Annotated in this window: 17 protein-coding genes and 1 riboswitch; of the genes, 8 read left to right on the forward strand and 9 right to left on the reverse strand. The window is 38.5% G+C overall.

Going from position 1 to position 15,790, the window contains the following annotated elements; all coding sequences use genetic code 11:
• Nucleotides 1–72: 72 nt before the first annotated feature.
• A complete protein-coding gene (pepF, locus tag B096_RS0107285; RefSeq protein ID WP_018580086.1) occupies nucleotides 73–1,872 on the forward strand; it encodes an oligoendopeptidase F in 1,800 nt (599 codons plus the stop codon).
• Between the two features lie 54 nt (nucleotides 1,873–1,926).
• Here the strand turns inward: pepF and B096_RS0107290 are convergent, their stop codons facing one another.
• The 8 genes from B096_RS0107290 to B096_RS0107325 form a co-directional block, all read right to left on the reverse strand.
• On the reverse strand, nucleotides 1,927–2,325 hold the full coding sequence (locus B096_RS0107290) for a CoA-binding protein (RefSeq protein WP_018580087.1): 399 nt from the start codon (nucleotides 2,323–2,325) through the stop codon (nucleotides 1,927–1,929).
• Complete coding sequence (locus tag B096_RS0107295) at nucleotides 2,325–2,924, reverse strand: alpha/beta hydrolase (RefSeq protein WP_018580088.1); 600 nt, start codon at nucleotides 2,922–2,924, stop codon at nucleotides 2,325–2,327. Before B096_RS0107295 ends, B096_RS0107290 begins: the two co-directional genes overlap by 1 nt.
• A gap of 71 nt (nucleotides 2,925–2,995) precedes the next feature.
• Nucleotides 2,996–4,873, reverse strand: a complete 1,878-nt coding sequence (locus B096_RS0107300) for a BglG family transcription antiterminator (RefSeq protein ID WP_018580089.1) — start codon at nucleotides 4,871–4,873, stop codon at nucleotides 2,996–2,998.
• Between the two features lie 61 nt (nucleotides 4,874–4,934).
• Nucleotides 4,935–5,753 (reverse strand): PTS system mannose/fructose/sorbose family transporter subunit IID, encoded by an 819-nt coding sequence (locus B096_RS0107305; RefSeq protein WP_018580090.1) that lies wholly within the window; start codon nucleotides 5,751–5,753, stop codon nucleotides 4,935–4,937.
• Nucleotides 5,746–6,525 (reverse strand): PTS mannose/fructose/sorbose/N-acetylgalactosamine transporter subunit IIC, encoded by a 780-nt coding sequence (locus B096_RS0107310; protein WP_018580091.1) that lies wholly within the window; start codon nucleotides 6,523–6,525, stop codon nucleotides 5,746–5,748. The genes B096_RS0107305 and B096_RS0107310 overlap by 8 nt, the downstream gene beginning before the upstream one ends.
• A 29-nt stretch (nucleotides 6,526–6,554) precedes the next feature.
• Nucleotides 6,555–7,043 (reverse strand): PTS sugar transporter subunit IIB, encoded by a 489-nt coding sequence (locus tag B096_RS0107315; protein WP_018580092.1) that lies wholly within the window; start codon nucleotides 7,041–7,043, stop codon nucleotides 6,555–6,557.
• A 14-nt stretch (nucleotides 7,044–7,057) separates the two neighbouring features.
• The gene (locus B096_RS0107320) at nucleotides 7,058–7,474 is read right to left on the reverse strand and encodes a PTS sugar transporter subunit IIA (protein WP_018580093.1); all 417 of its coding nucleotides are present in this window, start codon (nucleotides 7,472–7,474) and stop codon (nucleotides 7,058–7,060) included.
• The gene (locus B096_RS0107325) at nucleotides 7,471–8,547 is read right to left on the reverse strand and encodes an SIS domain-containing protein (RefSeq protein WP_244264584.1); all 1,077 of its coding nucleotides are present in this window, start codon (nucleotides 8,545–8,547) and stop codon (nucleotides 7,471–7,473) included. Before B096_RS0107325 ends, B096_RS0107320 begins: the two co-directional genes overlap by 4 nt.
• Before the next feature lie 328 nt (nucleotides 8,548–8,875).
• On the opposite strand from B096_RS0107325, the gene nrdI reads away from it, so the two are divergent.
• The 6 genes from nrdI (at nucleotide 8,876) to B096_RS0107355 (ending at nucleotide 14,555) form a co-directional block, all read left to right on the forward strand.
• Nucleotides 8,876–9,244: a class Ib ribonucleoside-diphosphate reductase assembly flavoprotein NrdI gene (nrdI, locus tag B096_RS09680; protein WP_018580095.1), complete on the forward strand. Its 369-nt coding sequence runs from the start codon at nucleotides 8,876–8,878 to the stop codon at nucleotides 9,242–9,244.
• On the forward strand, nucleotides 9,241–11,355 hold the full coding sequence (nrdE, locus tag B096_RS0107335) for a class 1b ribonucleoside-diphosphate reductase subunit alpha (protein ID WP_018580096.1): 2,115 nt from the start codon (nucleotides 9,241–9,243) through the stop codon (nucleotides 11,353–11,355). The genes nrdI and nrdE overlap by 4 nt, the downstream gene beginning before the upstream one ends.
• A gap of 13 nt (nucleotides 11,356–11,368) precedes the next feature.
• On the forward strand, nucleotides 11,369–12,442 hold the full coding sequence (gene nrdF / locus B096_RS0107340; RefSeq protein ID WP_018580097.1) for a class 1b ribonucleoside-diphosphate reductase subunit beta: 1,074 nt from the start codon (nucleotides 11,369–11,371) through the stop codon (nucleotides 12,440–12,442).
• Nucleotides 12,442–12,696 (forward strand): glutaredoxin family protein, encoded by a 255-nt coding sequence (locus tag B096_RS0107345; RefSeq protein ID WP_018580098.1) that lies wholly within the window; start codon nucleotides 12,442–12,444, stop codon nucleotides 12,694–12,696. Before nrdF ends, B096_RS0107345 begins: the two co-directional genes overlap by 1 nt.
• 51 nt (nucleotides 12,697–12,747) lie before the next feature.
• Nucleotides 12,748–13,659, forward strand: coding sequence for a YihY/virulence factor BrkB family protein (locus tag B096_RS0107350; RefSeq protein ID WP_018580099.1), 912 nt, complete (start codon nucleotides 12,748–12,750; stop codon nucleotides 13,657–13,659).
• 80 nt (nucleotides 13,660–13,739) lie between these two features.
• Nucleotides 13,740–14,555, forward strand: a complete 816-nt coding sequence (locus tag B096_RS0107355) for a mechanosensitive ion channel family protein (RefSeq protein ID WP_018580100.1) — start codon at nucleotides 13,740–13,742, stop codon at nucleotides 14,553–14,555.
• Nucleotides 14,556–14,568: 13 nt separating this feature from the next.
• On the opposite strand, the gene ybaK is transcribed toward B096_RS0107355, so the two are convergent.
• Nucleotides 14,569–15,048, reverse strand: coding sequence for a Cys-tRNA(Pro) deacylase (ybaK, locus tag B096_RS0107360; protein ID WP_018580101.1), 480 nt, complete (start codon nucleotides 15,046–15,048; stop codon nucleotides 14,569–14,571).
• 73 nt (nucleotides 15,049–15,121) lie between these two features.
• A riboswitch (THF riboswitch) is annotated at nucleotides 15,122–15,211 on the forward strand.
• A gap of 41 nt (nucleotides 15,212–15,252) precedes the next feature.
• On the opposite strand from ybaK, the gene B096_RS0107365 reads away from it, so the two are divergent.
• On the forward strand, nucleotides 15,253–15,756 hold the full coding sequence (locus B096_RS0107365; RefSeq protein ID WP_018580102.1) for a folate family ECF transporter S component: 504 nt from the start codon (nucleotides 15,253–15,255) through the stop codon (nucleotides 15,754–15,756).
• The last annotated feature ends 34 nt before the right edge of the window (nucleotides 15,757–15,790 follow it).

Raw genomic sequence — 15,790 nt, forward strand, 5'->3', positions numbered from 1 at the left:
TTAGCACAGGTAATCGTCTTGTGGTAAAATAGATACAACGGGTAAAACCGCATATAGATAAGAGGTGTATTTATGTCGGATAAATATGAATTACCACTTCGTAGTGAAGTGGATATAAAAGATACATGGGATTTAACGCCTATGTTTAAAGATGATGACGCATGGAATCAAGAATTTGATGCAATTCAAAACGACTTAAGTGAAGTGATTAAGTACCGTGGTACTTTAACTAAAAATGCTGATAGTTTATTGGCAGGTCTTAAATTTCGTGATGAACTCAGTTATCGTATTGAATTTTTATATGTTTATGCTCATCTAAGTTTTGATGTTGATACAACCAATCCGAAGTATCAAGCGATGAACGCTCGTGTTCAATCACTTCTTGCTCAGTTTGGTTCAAGTTTTTCGTTTTATGAAGCTGAAATTCTATCGGCAGATGAAGCAGTTATTAAAGAATACTTAGCATCGAATGAAGCATTGAGTCTTTATGATCATGAATTTGATCGCTTATTCAAATCACGTCCTCATATTCTGAGTGAAAAAGAAGAACGCATTCTAGCTTCTTCGGGTGAAATTTTCGGTGTTTCATCGCAAACCTTTGGGATGATTAATAATGCTGATATCCAATTCCCAACTATCAAAGATGAAGCAGGCAATGATGCACAACTATCACACGGTCGTTATTCACTCTTTATGGAGAGTGCGGATCGTCGTGTTCGTGAAGATGCTTTTAAAGCAATGCAAACAACTTACGGTAATTTAAAAAACACTCTCGCAAGTACCTTGTCTGGGAATGTGAAGGTTCATAATTTTAATGCTGCAATTCGTAACTATGCATCAGCACGTCATGCTGCCTTAGCAGAGAATAACATTGATGAAGCTGTGTATGATTCACTACTCGAAGGAATCCATAACAATATCAATTTACTTCATGATTATGTAGCACTTCGTGAAGAAGCGCTCGGTATTGAAGACATTCAAATGTATGATATTTATGTACCGATGGTTGATGAAGTTGACCTTAAATTTACTTATGAAGAAGCACAAGAAGTCATTCTTGATGCGCTTAGTGTTTTAGGTGAAGAATATTGTGCAGTCTTAAAACGTGCATTTGATGAACGTTGGATTGATGTAGTGGAAAATAAAGGGAAGCGATCGGGTGCTTATTCTTCGGGAACTTACGGAAGTGCTCCTTATATTCTGCTTAACTGGCATGAAAATATTGATAATGTCTTTACACTAGCACATGAGCTCGGACACAGTGTTCATTCGTACTTTACACGTAAGTATCAACCGTACATTTATGGAGATTATTCAATCTTTGTAGCGGAAGTTGCATCTACAACCAATGAAAATTTACTCTTAAATTATTTATTAGATCAATACGATGATCCAAAGATCCGCGCTTACTTGCTAAACCACTATTTAGACACCGTTAAAGGGACCGTGTTCCGTCAAACACAATTTGCGGAATTCGAACACCTTATTCATAAAGCGGACCAAGACGGCGTTGCATTGACGGCGGATTACTTGATTGAATCTTATTACAAACTAAACCAATTTTACTATGGTGAATCAATTAGTACAAAAGAGATTGGGTATGAATGGGCACGAATTCCTCATTTCTACTATAATTATTACGTATACCAATATGCTACTGGATTTAGTGCTGCAACACTCTTTAGTGAAACCATCTATAATGGTGGCGATGCAACACCTTATCTTGATTTCTTGAAATCAGGAAGTTCAGATTATCCAATCAATGTCTTGCGTAAAGCAGGTGTGGATATGACGGAACCGACTGCAGTTGATACAACCCTTGAAAAATTTGGGGAACGTATGGCAGAGTTGCGTACACTTCTAGTAAAATAAAAAAAATAAAAAAAGCAGAGGTTCAACCCATAATTGGGAGAACTTCTGCTTTTTTTATGCTTTCGGTTCGTTGATTGCGTAAACGGCTAAGACACACGCTTCGATAACATTTAATTCAAGCTCTTTCGCTTTAGCAAGAAGAGCATCGTTCATTGTTCCAGGTTGAAGCCATAGAACTTTAGCGCCTTTTTCTTTAATCGCTTCCAACATATGGATACCGATTTTTGGGTTTACAACCATCACGACAATGTCGATGGATCCAGGTACTTCTGAAATTGAAGGATAAACTGTTTTTTCTTCAATTTCGGTATAATTAGGATTAACACCAATTACTTGTTTTCCTTTTTCTTCTAATAGTTTATAAATACGGTAGGCGTATTTGTCCGGTTTGTTGTTAATGCCGGCAACCACAAAGTTTTGTGATGTGGTAAGAATTTCATATGCATTGTTCATTATTTAAGCTCCATATCAAACCATTGTTTGATTTCTTCGATTTCGTAAGCACGCATGCGATGATCAAGCTCATAAATGCGATGAGTTACCTGTGCATTGTTATTCATGAGTCGTTTTTCAAGCGCAACGGCACTTTCATAAGGAATTATATCATCAAATCGACCACTGTGAATAAGAATATCCATATGATTAAGGTCGCATTCTTTCGTATCACTTGTGAAGTTCATCGGCCTTAGGAGAATGCATTTCTTAAAAGGGGTCTGATGTTCAAGGATTAATGCTGCGATAGTATTGGCGCCGTTAGAGAATCCAAGTGCCCACAGTTCTCCAAGGTTGTACTGTGCTTGAAGGTCTTTCACCACATTCAATAGGGTTTCTGTTCGGCCCAAAAGATCCGCTTCATCGAGAATTTGGGTTTCATTTTGTACCGCTGAAAAACGACGTTTCCCAAAAGTGACCACGTCGCCACGAATAGAAAGATGGTTCATCGTAGGTGCAACCATTTTCGCAACGGGGAGCAGTACAGTTTCGTCCCCGCCTGTCCCATGGAAAAGGACCAGGGTTTTGTCGCTGCCATTATCAATAAATTTATGTATCATGATTTTTACTCCTTAAGTCTTAAAGATGCACTCATCATACACGATGGTGCGTTTGGGGACAAGCCATTCGCTTATGCCGAAAGCAAGGATTTTTTAAATTCTTCGAAAGATTGTCCTTCGATAAGTTGTTGGACTTTATACCGATCCATCGACCATTTGGAAAAGAGGTCGCAAAGGTAGAAAAGATCGTGGTCGCCATCCCGTTTGGTTTTAATTAGAAAGAGCACATGAACTTCACTTTTTTCCCAGATGATGGGTTTTTCAAGCACAGCAACAAAGCAGAGAGCGCGGTCAACGTGTTTTTTTAAATCTTGGAGATGAACGAGTTGATGACCAATTTCATGCGTTGCAAACGGGTTTTGATCGAAATGGGGTTTAAGAAGGTTCATATCTGCCATCATGGTGATGAGGTTATGAAGAACTTGTTCCTTATGGTTGCCAGGGAGGTTGCGAATATAATATTCTGGTTTGAGATAGAGGTCTAAGTCAGCTTCTGCAAGATCAAACTGCTTAATTTTATGTTCGATGTGAGTGAGGTAGTTGCCATCTTCGATTGCAACGACTTCTCGGGCTTGTGGGATGGTCATTTTGGACATTGAAACACCAATGTCCAAAGGTTTTGTAATTTCTTGTAGTGACCCGTATACGTTGACGGTAACGTGATCGTGGTGGAAGTGATCACGCAGACTTTGACCGTATACAATGGTTTCGGAACGTCCATTCCCACCAATGAATCCAATTTCAATGGTTTGTTGGTGACGTCGAGTCATTAAAGCGCCTTGGAAATAAAGAAGCAGGTAGCCAAATTCATCAAGATTAATGGTTATATCAGGGTAATTTGCTTCGATAACGGCAACCGCGGAGATGGTTACTTTAGCGGCGAAGAGAAATTCACGCAAGTTGCGATGAATTAAGGGGTTACGGATGGTTAATCCATTTTGAATACGTTTAATCATTTGTGGAATGTGCAACAATAAATACCGAAAGAGTTCGTGATTATCAAAGAAATTGATAGCGAAGTTGTTATCAATTTCAGTGAAGATATCATAAATGAGTGCTTCATCTTGTGATTCTGTTTTTCCAGAGTGAGCAATGATTTGTTTGCTATCGAGGTGAGTTGCAATATAGAGCAACTCAGGGGAAGTGAGGGGTGGTTCATTGAATTGCTCACACAATTGTTTGGTAATCGTAGTTGCAAGTGGAAGTAGGGGCGAGTCAAGAGGATACTGCTCATGAATTTCATGGCCATCACGCCGTCTCTTAAAGAGAATGAGAATATGAATTGCTATATTTTGAAGTGAGAAATCTGATAACAAAATATGAGCGTTTGAACAGCTTTTTTTAACGATATCCTCGGTCTGTGCTAGGACATCTTGGTTTTGGATATAGGGTTCGCGTTCTTTAGGTTCCACTAAACTTAGGGTATTATGAAAAAAATATTCTGCAAAGGCGAGCCGTAGGTTAAATTCTGTTCCTGTTAGTTTGAGCCCATATGCTGGTCGGGCCTTTAATTCTAAGTGGAACCGCTTGAGTTGAGCACGAACATCTTTAAGATCATTATGGACGGTGGTACGACTGACAAACATGCGTTCCGCGAGGGCTTCAATTTTGAGGTAATCATCAGCTTCTAGAAGTGTACGGATGAGAAAAGATACCCGCTCTGAGTTGTTTCTTGAAAAACTGTTCATGCGCCGAATTAAACTGATGGAACCGATGGTTTCAAATATTTTTTCTTCCTGATGTTCTTCCAAAGCGTTCAAACGATAACCGTGCCCTGGTATGGATAAAACCTCAATATGATAAGGTTTGAGTTCTTCACGAAGGGTTTGGATTTCTTTTTTGATGGTGCGGATGGATACGTTGCTGGATAAAGCAAGTTCATGGGCTGTTACTATATTACCCTGTGCGAGATGATGCATAATAATAAGTTGTCGATTTGTGAATTCCATAAATCCTCCTAAAAAAGATGTTGCGTATCTTTACGATAACGCAACATCTTCACTTGTGCAATTAGAGTAATCCAATGTAGGATCCAATGATACCAAATGCAATCGTTACAAGGAGTAAGAACATCGAGCTCTTCTTCTTGTTTTTAAGTAAATAGAACATAAATAGTGTGTAAAGCAAGGGTAATAAGAGTGGGAAAATTTGATCGATATACTGTTGAAGTAGGAACTCGGTCTCATTAAATGAGAACGATACAACGGTTTGAAGTTTAACCATCTGTGCACTCATCCCACCAATAACCATAAGACCAACAATAGTTGCTGCTTTGGTAATCTTCGCAAAGATTCCGGATTCGGATGCGCTATCCATAAGGTTGGTTCCAAATTTATAGCCAAATACACCACCGAGGTAACGTACAATCATGTGTGGTATGTTGAAAGCGATAAGGAATAGGATCGGTCCAAGGATGTTTCCTTGTTGTGATAGGGGCAAAGCGATTGCGGTTGCGATGATTCGAATGGTTCCCCAGAAGAAGGAGTCACCGATTCCAGCAAACGGTCCCATGAGTGAAATCTTAATGCTGTTGATTGTATTTTTATCAAAATCAGGGTTTTGGCTTGCTTCTTTTTCAAGTGCAGTTGCAACACCGGTTATCGCGGAGACAACATGAGGTGTTGTGTTAAAAATTTGCATGTGACGCACAAGTGCATCGGCACGATCTTCTTTTGTATGATAGAAACGCTTAATTGCAGGCCACATACCCACGGCAAAGCCAAGACCTTGTTGGCGTTCGTAATTATATGAGTTTTCAAGTAGGAATGAATACCAGAATATTTCTCTAAATAGTTTTTTATCTTCCTGAGTTGTTTCAATTTTATTCATCGAATAAGTCCTCCAATTCATCGTGTTGTACGGATGTTGAGCCTGTAGGGTGTTGTCCCACTTCGAATACGATAATGAAAGCGAGGATGACACCAAAGAGCGTTACGGCTAAGATTGGTAGTTCAAGATACGCAATGAGAATGAATCCGAGGATGAAGTAAAGAACATTTTTGCCATTCATCATTGGTTGCAACAAGAGTGCGAAACCGACAGCCGGCAAGAGTTTACCAGCTACTTCCAAGCCATTCATTAGATTTGCGGGAATTGCTTGTACAAATGCTTCGACAGCATTTGCGCCAAAGAGAACGGCTACGAATGCCACGGTGAAGTACATAAGACAGTGTAAGAGCAATCCAGCAATATTAAGGGCAAACATACCTTTAATGTTTGCATTCTCTGCAAGTTTCATCGCAAAGTCCATAAACCACGATCTTACGATAAAAATAATGACTTTTAGAGATTGAGCGAGAATTGCGATTGGAAGTGCGAGAGCAAGCGCGATTTCAGATCCTTGACCGGATAAAATGGCGAATGCAGTACCTAAGGCTGAACCGATAAGTACATCCGGTGGCACAGCGGCTCCGACTTGAATTGCACCCATGAAGACAAGTTCGAGACTTGCACCAATAATAATACCTGACTGTAAATCACCCAATACGAGACCGACAAGGGGTGAGATAATAAGCGGTCTGTTGACCATTGGGGTTCCAAGCATTTTCTCTACGAACCATACCAATGCGACGACAAGACCAACAAGTAATGCTTCTTGCATAGATATTTCCTCCTTATATTTTTATATGATTATTGTTCTAAATATTTTTTACGTAAATCAACAAACTCTTTCCCTTTATCATCAGGAACTTGTTTTACTTCAACAGAAATCCCAGCAGTAACGATGCTGTCCATGGCTTCCAATTCTTCGGGTGTAAAGTAAACAGCTGGAGCGAACGCTTTCCGTCCGTCTTTCATCTGAACACCACCAATTGTGCATGTAGGGGTTTCTTTAATGCCTTGATATAGTTTTAATGCATCAAGCGGCGAAGCGGTAACGACAAACACTTTGAGTGATTTTAATTTATCGTTGTTGAGTAGTGTAATGGCTTCATCGATTGAACGAATTGCAAGTTTTACACCGTCCGGTTTCGCAAGCTTGAGTGCTTGTTTCCGAATTGCATTGGTTGCAGCATCGTCACTTGCGATGACAATGGCTTCATAATTCAATGCGGATTTCCAACTGTATGCTACTTGACCGTGTAATAAACGATCATCAATTCTAATTTTTTGTATCATCATAAACTCCTTCTTTATATAAGTGCATCAAAGTCATCGGAATCATCATCATCGAACTGAACAAGCATCAATTGTTCTCGAGATGTGATGATGGCATTTTGAATGCTTTCACGAGATAGATTATCTACCGGCATCAATAAGACTTCAAGCATTATCGCGAGATTAACACCGGTAATAACGAAAGTTTTATTAACATCGACATGGCGCATAACGCACTGGTTGACGCTTCCCCCAAATAAATCGGTCATAACAATGAGGATGTCATCATCCATTACGCTCTCAAGATAGTGTTTTAACTGATCTTCAAAGACTTGGTCATCGACATAAGCGTTAATCACTTCAATATCATCATTTTTTCCAATAATAATATCAAGTGAAGTACGGATGCCTTCCGCAAACTTCCCGTGGGTAGCGATTAATACTTTTCTCATAGCTGCTCCGATTGCAAGGTTTTATTAATATAATGTGTCAGACCTGCATACATTGTTTTTGACAAATCACGACCACGATCTGTAGCGATGTGGTAAGCCAGAACTTGGAAGAATGTGATGTATGATAGTGGGAAAAAATATGTGGAGTGTGTGTTGATTTTAAAATCATCGTCATCCGTATTCGAAATTATCATACAATGTGCTTTGACCTCGTTTTCAATAAAGTTTTTGATCTTACGGCACTTCTCAACATCATTTTCATGATGAGCCAGTAAGAAGAATCCTTGATTTGAAGTGAACATGTTTTGAGGACCGTGAATTAATTCTTCGAGTTCGAAACTGTTGGTGAGACTTGGCAGCATTTCCATAAACTTAATATCAGCTTCTTGAGCGATGGGCCACAGTACACCAGGTCCTGCAAAGATATATGCATCCGTTTTAGCGAAGTAAGCTCGATGTTTTGCATAATACTGGTTCGATGCTTCACGAATGTGGGGAAGTTCGTGAATCATGACGGTCATATCTTTAATTAGAATTTCATAAAGTGTGGGGTCGATATGACGGTTATGTACACCAAGTGTTATGTAAACAAGATATAAGACTGTGCATGTCGTTGAGAAGCCGAGCGTTCTAAATATATAAGTTTCATGAACACTTCCCATTTCGAGGGCTGTCCTTGCCTCATTAGCAATAGGCGTATCGAGCGACTCCGTAATTGATACTGTCTTTAATCCTAATTCATTTGCGTTATGTATGGCTTCGTATACAAGTTTTGTATGACCACCTTGTGAGATAAAAATATAAAGTGCATCTTTATCGCATAAATCTAAATTGTAGTGTTCAACAAAGATGCTTGGATACATAAGTTCGACTTCAATATGGCAGACGGATTCAGCGAATGATTTCGTTGTGAATGCGGTATTGTACGAAGAACCGGATCCAACGACAACAACTTTCTGTACTGATTCTCCCTCAGTCGCGTTGATAATTGCCGCTTCAATAATCTTTCGATTATCAATAATATTTTCCAATTTTTCTGGGATTTCAATAATACAATCCATTAATGTATTCATTGAGTCACCTCTCTTTCCTTTGCTCGCTTTTATCATACATACCTCATGAAACCACTTCCATAGGGACTTTTGCACGAACGCTCGTGCATAAAATTTAAGCGTTTTCAAAATCGACCTCTTATCAACAAAAACAAGGGTGTCAAGGGATGGGTGAAAAAGACTGCAGAAAATCATGATAAATGAAAAACAAAGTTACTAACAATGTTAAACGATAAATATTTAATCTTTCAAGTTTACATTTTTGAATTTCGCAGTATTTTCATGTAATACTCAAGAAATTTAAGGAGGGTTATGTTTAAATGAAATTAGTTCGAAAGGGTGTGACGATGTGATTGTAGTTTTTGATAGTTTAACCGGTCAATGTCAACGATTCGCAGAAAAATTGGGTGAGACCTGTATTGATATTTTGGATTACGAACCCAATGAAGAGGACGTATTTCTTGTAACACGGTCCTGGGATTTTGGGAAGGTTACGGAAGAAAGTAAAGCGTTTCTGGAGCAGTATGCAGATAAGGTTGTTGGTCTTGCGGTTGGTGGGAATCGCAACTGGGGCACAAATTTCGGTGCGGCTGGCGATAAGATTCGCGATGCTTATGAAATTGAACTTGTTTTAAAATTTGAAGGTTCAGGGTTTACAAAAGATGTGGAAATTGTCCAGCAATGGATTACGACGTATAAGGGGAGGAAAATTCAATGACTGTACAAAATAAATCAAACCAAATTCCAGAGTGGGTTATTCTTAATAATCAAATTGTGGATGGTGATGGAAATATTAAAGATTTAAATAAAGATAAAGAGGCGGTGCGATCGTACTTTTTAAATGAAATAAACAAGAAAACTCAGTTTTTTCATTCGCTTGAAGAAAAACTAGAATATCTCACTACAAATGGGTATTACGAAACAGAATTTCTAGAAAAATATACCTTCGATCAAATTCAAACTGTATATGATATCGCTTATGATGCGAAATTCCGTTTTCCAACCTATATGGGAGCTTTCAAATTCTATAATGATTATGCACTCAAATCGATTGATGCGGAACGTGTCTTTTTAGAACGCTATGAAGATCGTCTTTCGGTAATTGCGCTTTACCATGCAGATGGTGATTTCGAATTGGCGAAGAAACTCATTACTTCGTTGATTGCGCAAGACTTTACACCGGCAACACCTACACTTCTCAATACCGGAAAGAAAAAGCGGGGAGAATTTGTATCCTGTTTCCTCTTGGAAGTTGATGACTCACTTAATGATATCGCTCGTGTACAGGAATTTGCGATGCAACTCTCTAAGCTTGGGGGAGGTGTGTCGATTAACCTTACTAATTTACGTGCGAAAGGTGAGTCGATTAAAGATATTCCCAATGTGGCAAAAGGGGTCGTCGGAGTTGCAAAACTTTTAGACAATGCTTTCCGTTATGCGGATCAAATGGGGCAACGTCAAGGTGCGGGAGCGGTTTATTTAAATGTATTCCACGCTGACATTGAAGATTTCCTGCAAACTAAAAAGCTCAATGCGGATGACGATGTTCGTGTTAAAACGTTGTCAATGGGGGTTGTTATGCCCGATAAGATGATTGAGTTGGCACGTGAAGACAAGGATATGTATGTCTTCTACCCACATACAGTATTTAAAGAGTACGGCATTCCATTTTCTGATGTCGCAATTAAAATGGAAGAGTGGTATGACAAATTGGTTGAGAATCCAAACGTTCGAAAACGTAAGATCAATCCACGTAAATTGTTTGATATGATTGCCCAACTTCAAGGGGAATCCGGATATCCCTACATTATGTATGCGGATAATGTAAACAAAGAAAACCCGCTTGCAGATCCAATTAAGTTTTCAAACCTATGTACCGAAATTCTTCAACCGTCGATTGTATCTCATTATGGTGATTATCACCGTCGTGACATGGATGAAATTGGTTTGGATATCTCATGTAACCTTGCAAGTGGACACATGGGGAATATGATTAAAAACAATTCCATTAAAGAAACAGTATTTGCTGCAATGGAAATTATGAATTCGGTATCTGAAAAAACAAATATTGCCCATGTTCCTGCGGTTGCGCGTGCGAATCGTATTATGCGCAGTGTTGGATTCGGAATTATGGGACACCATGGTTATATTGCGGAAAATTATATTGCATATGGTAGCGAAGAAGATATTGATTTAATTGATGTGTTCTTTAGTATTATCAATTACTACAGTCTTGTTCATTCTATGGAAAAGGCAAAAGAAACAGGGGAAACCTTCTATGGTTTTGAACGCAGTTCGTATGCGGACGGCTCATACTTTAAAGATCGTGGTCAAGTGTTACCCAAAACAGAGGTTGTTCAAGGATTATTAGCAGATGTTGTCATTCCTACGGATGAAGATTGGGCACAATTAAAAGAAGATGTAATGACTTACGGGCTTTATAATTCCAATCGTCTTGCCGTTGCTCCAAATGGGTCGATTGCTTATGTTATGAGTGCGACACCGTCGTTAACACCGATTAAACAAATTGTTGAAGAACGTACTTATGGGAACTCAAAAACATACTTCCCAATGCCTGCAGCGGATGTCGCTGGATTTATGTACGAATCAGCATATCAAATGGATAAATATAAGATTATCGATGTGATTGCAACAGCTCAAAAACATGTGGATCAAGGAATTTCATTTGAATTATGCATTACATCGGATGAAACAACCCGCAGTTTACAACGTTACTACTTGTATGCACACTACCAAGGGATTAAAACGTTGTACTATACACGTACACAAAAACTAAGAATTGATGAATGTGAAAGTTGTGCAGTCTAAGGAGGATGGGAAGATGTTAAAGCAAATTAATGAAACAAAGGCTAATCGTGAATACGATGGAGCCAATTGGAATGAACATGAAGATAATTTTACCCAAACATTTTATGAACAAAATCTGAGTCAGTTTTGGCGACCTGAGGATATCAGCTTGCAACCAGACTTAAACTTATGGGCGAGTTTACCGGAAAATGTTAAACTAGCCTACGGTCGCAACTTGTTGGTGTTGACGTTCTTAGATACTTATCAAGGGGATATTGGAATGCCGGTCGTTTCGCGTTCCATTGACCCGAAATTCCACCAACGAAAATCAGTTTTAAATTTTATGGCGGCAATGGAAAATGCGGTTCATGCTAAGAGTTATTCAAATATTTTTATGACATACATGAAAAACGAAGAAATTGATGAACTCTATCGTTGGGGTGAACAAAATAAAAATATGCAGAACATATTGGCGTTGATTGTTGGTTATTATGAAAATCTTGACCGTTTAACGTATCGTAAACAATATGCTGGACTGGGCGAGCCCGTTGATCAATTTGAATATGATGTTGCGCAATGGAAAGCGATGGTTGCAAGTGTTTTCCTTGAATCCTGTCTTTTCTATAGTGGCTTCTATTACCCGCTGTATTTCTATGGTCAAGGGAAGCTGATGCAAGCAGGGGAAATTATTAACCTCATCTTGCGTGATGAGAGCATCCATGGACTTTACATTGGAAACCTCGCTATGGAGATATACCGTAAATTTGATAAAGAAACACAAGAATCTCTTTACGAATGGCTCACCACGTACTTGGATACCATCTATGCGGAAGAAGTTGAGTTAATTGAAACGATTTATGATCCAGTTGATTTATCCCACGATGTGAAGATTTTTGTAAGATATAATGCTAATAAAGCGATGATGAATCTTGGATTTGATGCGTATTATGAATACGAAGAAGTGAATCCGGTAGTTCTGAATGGTTTAAATACCGAGACTAAGACAATGGATAACTTTTCGATGAAGGGAAATGGTTATCAAAAAATGAAATCAGAATCCTTGCGTGATGATGATTTCTTCTTCGACAAAGAAAGGATTAAACGATAATGGCAAAAATAATGATGTTAACCCAAGATAATTGTCCAAAGTGCATTGCACTCAAAAATTATTTGGAAATGGGATTACGCAATAAATATGCAGCGGACATTGAAGTAGTGAAACGGGAAGATGATCCCGAACGTTTCAAGATGTTGGCTTTGGACCATGGAATTATGGCAACACCTGCATTGATTGGAGAACAGGATGTGCTTGTCGATACGAGTCCGTCAAAAGTAAATGCCTTTTTGGAAAAAAACATTTAGACTGGAATTATTCCAGTCTTTTTGTTACATTGATATAAGGAGAAGTGGTGCATGAAAAATTTCATAAAAAAAATCAAAACGGTTATGGAAATGATGTCCTCAAATGAAGGGACGCTTTTTACGTACGCTTTAGCTTATTCAATTATTGTTGGAATTGCACCGTTTATCATTATTTCGGTCGTATTTGTGGGGACGTATGTGTATGATGTGTCACAAATTATTCAATTGTTACAACGCTATGTGCCGGCTGATCTCATTTTGCCGTTTGTGGATTACATACAAACTTCAGATTTGTCGAACTTATGGCTGATTATATCCCTTTTAGGAGTGTCGATTTGGGTTGCATCGAAGAGTATTTATTCATTCTTGCTCTTAAGTAGTGAACAAGATGGTGTGAACATCAATCATTTCTTTTTACGCATCTTAGCATGTATATACTTTATTATGATTGTTTTAGGCATCATGGCATTTGGAATTTTAATTGGCTATGTGCCATTCATCAATAAATTTACGACGCCAATTGTCATTACATTTTTCTTTGTATTTTTCTACCGACTTTTATCGTTTAAATACACGCGTTTTCGCGATGTTATCTGGGGCTCGGTAACGACTGCGATTGTACTAATCTTGCTCGGCCGTCTCTTCTTTGTCTATATTAATCAATATTCCAATTACCAAACAATTTATGGGCCCTTGGCTTCGATGATGATTCTTCTGATTTCAGGTTGGATTATTGCCTGGGTGATTTTCTTTGGTTATTGTATTAATTATGTTGTTCGTGATGACACCTTGCCCGTTCAAGGTAAGCATCGCTTAATTTCTTTTCTTGAAAAAACAAATGATAAAATCGATGAACGCGAAGAAAAATTTATTCATGATCGGATTGAACGTAAGCATGTCGAAGTGAAAGAAGACAATTCGGATGATCCGTCGATGGATTTGAAGGAACATGAAGAGGATTAGGAAACACGAGGGTGTTTCTTTTTTAGGTAATTGTATTGGGTGTAAAACCTTGTTAAACTATTTATAAGGAGTTGACGATTATGGAAAAAATCTTAGCATTTTTTGAAAATCCAATCGTATTGAGATTGGTAAGTATAGTAATAACGCTTTTTGTGATGACGGTTATCGTGAGAATTATTCGAAGAAGTCTTATCAACATTGAAAATAAAGTACCCTTGGGAAAACAACAACGGACGATTTATCCGATTATTTCAAGAACCTTAGTTTATATCATATATTTCATTGCTTTTATCATTATTTTAGAAACCATTGGATTAGACACAAAGCCCATCCTTGCAGTTACTAGCATTGGGAGTGTGGCAGTTGGTTTTGGAGCACAACAATTAGTGAAAGATGTGATCAATGGCTTTTTTATCTTGTCCGAAAATCAATTTAATGTAGGTGATGTTGTTTCTCTATCGGATGTGACTGGAACTGTTGAAGATATCACACTTCGAACCACACGGTTGCGTAATGGAACAGATGGTAAGGTCTATATTATTCCGAATGGTGAGATTAAAATGGTAACGAACATGTCGAAAGAATATATGTATGCTGTTGTTAATGTACCTGTTCCATATGAAAAAGATCTTGATACCATTCTTGATATCTTAAATGAAACGGTTAATCAATATCAAAAACCGGGAGAAATTATGCAAAAACCGGTGGTGCACGGGGTGACAAATTACGAAGACAGTTCGTTGAATATCCGCATTACATGTAAAACGTATGTTGGTAAAAATTGGGGCGTAGAGCGTGATTTAAGACGTGTTATTATTTATGCATTGGCGGCTCATGATATTTCATTACCATTTCCCACACGTACTGTTTATGTAGGTCAAGAACAAACGCATTAAAAAAACAGTGTACCTAGTACACTGTTTTTGCGGTTATTGGAGCCGTTTTTGCATTGATGAGTTTGAGGAGGTCTTGGGGCTTCATTTCAATCTGAGTTCCGATGCGACCACCGGAGAAGATGATGGTGTCTAATTGAAGGCATGATTCATCGATCAAGGTTGGAAATTGTTTTTTCATGCCGATTGGTGAACATCCACCACGGACGTATCCGGTGAGGTTAAAAAGTTCTTTAACATGAAGCAGTTCTAATTTTTTTACACCAAATCCTTTCGCACACGCTTTTAAGTCAATGTGGTCGGCTACGGGAATTAAAGCAACAAAGTAACTGTTGCCATTTTGGAGCACAATGGTTTTATAAACGTGTTCGATGGGTTCATTAATTTGCTGTGCGACGGTGACACCATCAAGGTGATCGCCATCAGTCTCATATTCGCGCATTTGATACTCAATTTTTTTTTGATCGAGAATGCGCATTGCATTTGTTTTTTTCATTCTTGCACCTCTTTGTAATATATATTAACATATGTTGATTTATTAGGGCAGTCTTGGTATTCTTAATTTATCAAGCAAAGTAAATAACACGCGTTAAGTGCATACAGATGGGAAGTTGCTGTATGACGAAGCGAAAGCGCGATGTGTTATTGCGTCCGTTGCGAGACCTTTTCTTTATGCTTGACAAAGAAAAGAGGGATTTTTATGAATACACGCAAAATTACACACTTAGCAATGTTTGTGGTACTAGAACTGGTCGTTTCACGATTTTTGTCCATCCCCACACCGATTGTTAAAATTAGTTTTACCTTTGTACCGATGGCTGTTGCGGGATACCTCTACGGCTGGGTATTTGGCGGTGTTGCAGCGTTGTTGGCTGATGTTTTGGGGGCTGTGCTTTTCCCGCAAGGGGGAGCGTATTTTCCGGGATTTACACTCTCTGCTTTTTTAATTGGAGCTATGTATGGCTTGTTAAAAGACTCAGATTGTCGCCTGTCGCTTATTGTGGGCATTGCTCTATTTAACACAATTGCTGTCAATCTGCTTTTAAATACTTATTGGCTCAGCATTATACTTGGTAAAAGTTATATGGCCATGGTGCCGGTAAGGGTGACAAAGTCTTTGTTGATGCTTCCAATTAAGATTGTTGTTATCAAAAAGGTTCTAGAGTATCTTGAACCCTATAAATCGCGATTAACGAAAGCATAGGAACCCTATGCTTTCTTATATTTTAGGAGGAATG

The sequence above is a fragment of the Erysipelothrix tonsillarum DSM 14972 genome, assembly GCF_000373785.1.
In the GTDB taxonomy this organism is placed as follows: Bacteria; Bacillota_I; Bacilli_A; order Erysipelotrichales; family Erysipelotrichaceae; genus Erysipelothrix; species Erysipelothrix tonsillarum.

Bases quoted from the DNA above. Each gene is read 5' to 3' on its own strand.
- nrdE (WP_018580096.1), top strand. From the start codon at position 9,241: ATGACTGTACAAAATAAATCAAACCAAATTCCAGAGTGGGTTATTCTT.
- B096_RS0107350 (WP_018580099.1), top strand. From the start codon at position 12,748: ATGAAAAATTTCATAAAAAAAATCAAAACGGTTATGGAAATGATGTCC.
- B096_RS0107290 (WP_018580087.1), bottom strand. From the start codon at position 2,325: ATGAACAATGCATATGAAATTCTTACCACATCACAAAACTTTGTGGTT.
- B096_RS0107325 (WP_244264584.1), bottom strand. From the start codon at position 8,547: ATGAATACATTAATGGATTGTATTATTGAAATCCCAGAAAAATTGGAA.
- B096_RS0107365 (WP_018580102.1), top strand. From the start codon at position 15,253: ATGAATACACGCAAAATTACACACTTAGCAATGTTTGTGGTACTAGAA.
- B096_RS0107305 (WP_018580090.1), bottom strand. From the start codon at position 5,753: ATGAATAAAATTGAAACAACTCAGGAAGATAAAAAACTATTTAGAGAA.
- B096_RS0107295 (WP_018580088.1), bottom strand. From the start codon at position 2,924: ATGATACATAAATTTATTGATAATGGCAGCGACAAAACCCTGGTCCTT.
- B096_RS0107355 (WP_018580100.1), top strand. From the start codon at position 13,740: ATGGAAAAAATCTTAGCATTTTTTGAAAATCCAATCGTATTGAGATTG.
- ybaK (WP_018580101.1), bottom strand. From the start codon at position 15,048: ATGAAAAAAACAAATGCAATGCGCATTCTCGATCAAAAAAAAATTGAG.
- B096_RS0107300 (WP_018580089.1), bottom strand. From the start codon at position 4,873: ATGGAATTCACAAATCGACAACTTATTATTATGCATCATCTCGCACAG.
- nrdF (WP_018580097.1), top strand. From the start codon at position 11,369: ATGTTAAAGCAAATTAATGAAACAAAGGCTAATCGTGAATACGATGGA.
- B096_RS0107345 (WP_018580098.1), top strand. From the start codon at position 12,442: ATGGCAAAAATAATGATGTTAACCCAAGATAATTGTCCAAAGTGCATT.
- B096_RS0107315 (WP_018580092.1), bottom strand. From the start codon at position 7,043: ATGATACAAAAAATTAGAATTGATGATCGTTTATTACACGGTCAAGTA.
- B096_RS0107320 (WP_018580093.1), bottom strand. From the start codon at position 7,474: ATGAGAAAAGTATTAATCGCTACCCACGGGAAGTTTGCGGAAGGCATC.
- B096_RS0107310 (WP_018580091.1), bottom strand. From the start codon at position 6,525: ATGCAAGAAGCATTACTTGTTGGTCTTGTCGTCGCATTGGTATGGTTC.
- pepF (WP_018580086.1), top strand. From the start codon at position 73: ATGTCGGATAAATATGAATTACCACTTCGTAGTGAAGTGGATATAAAA.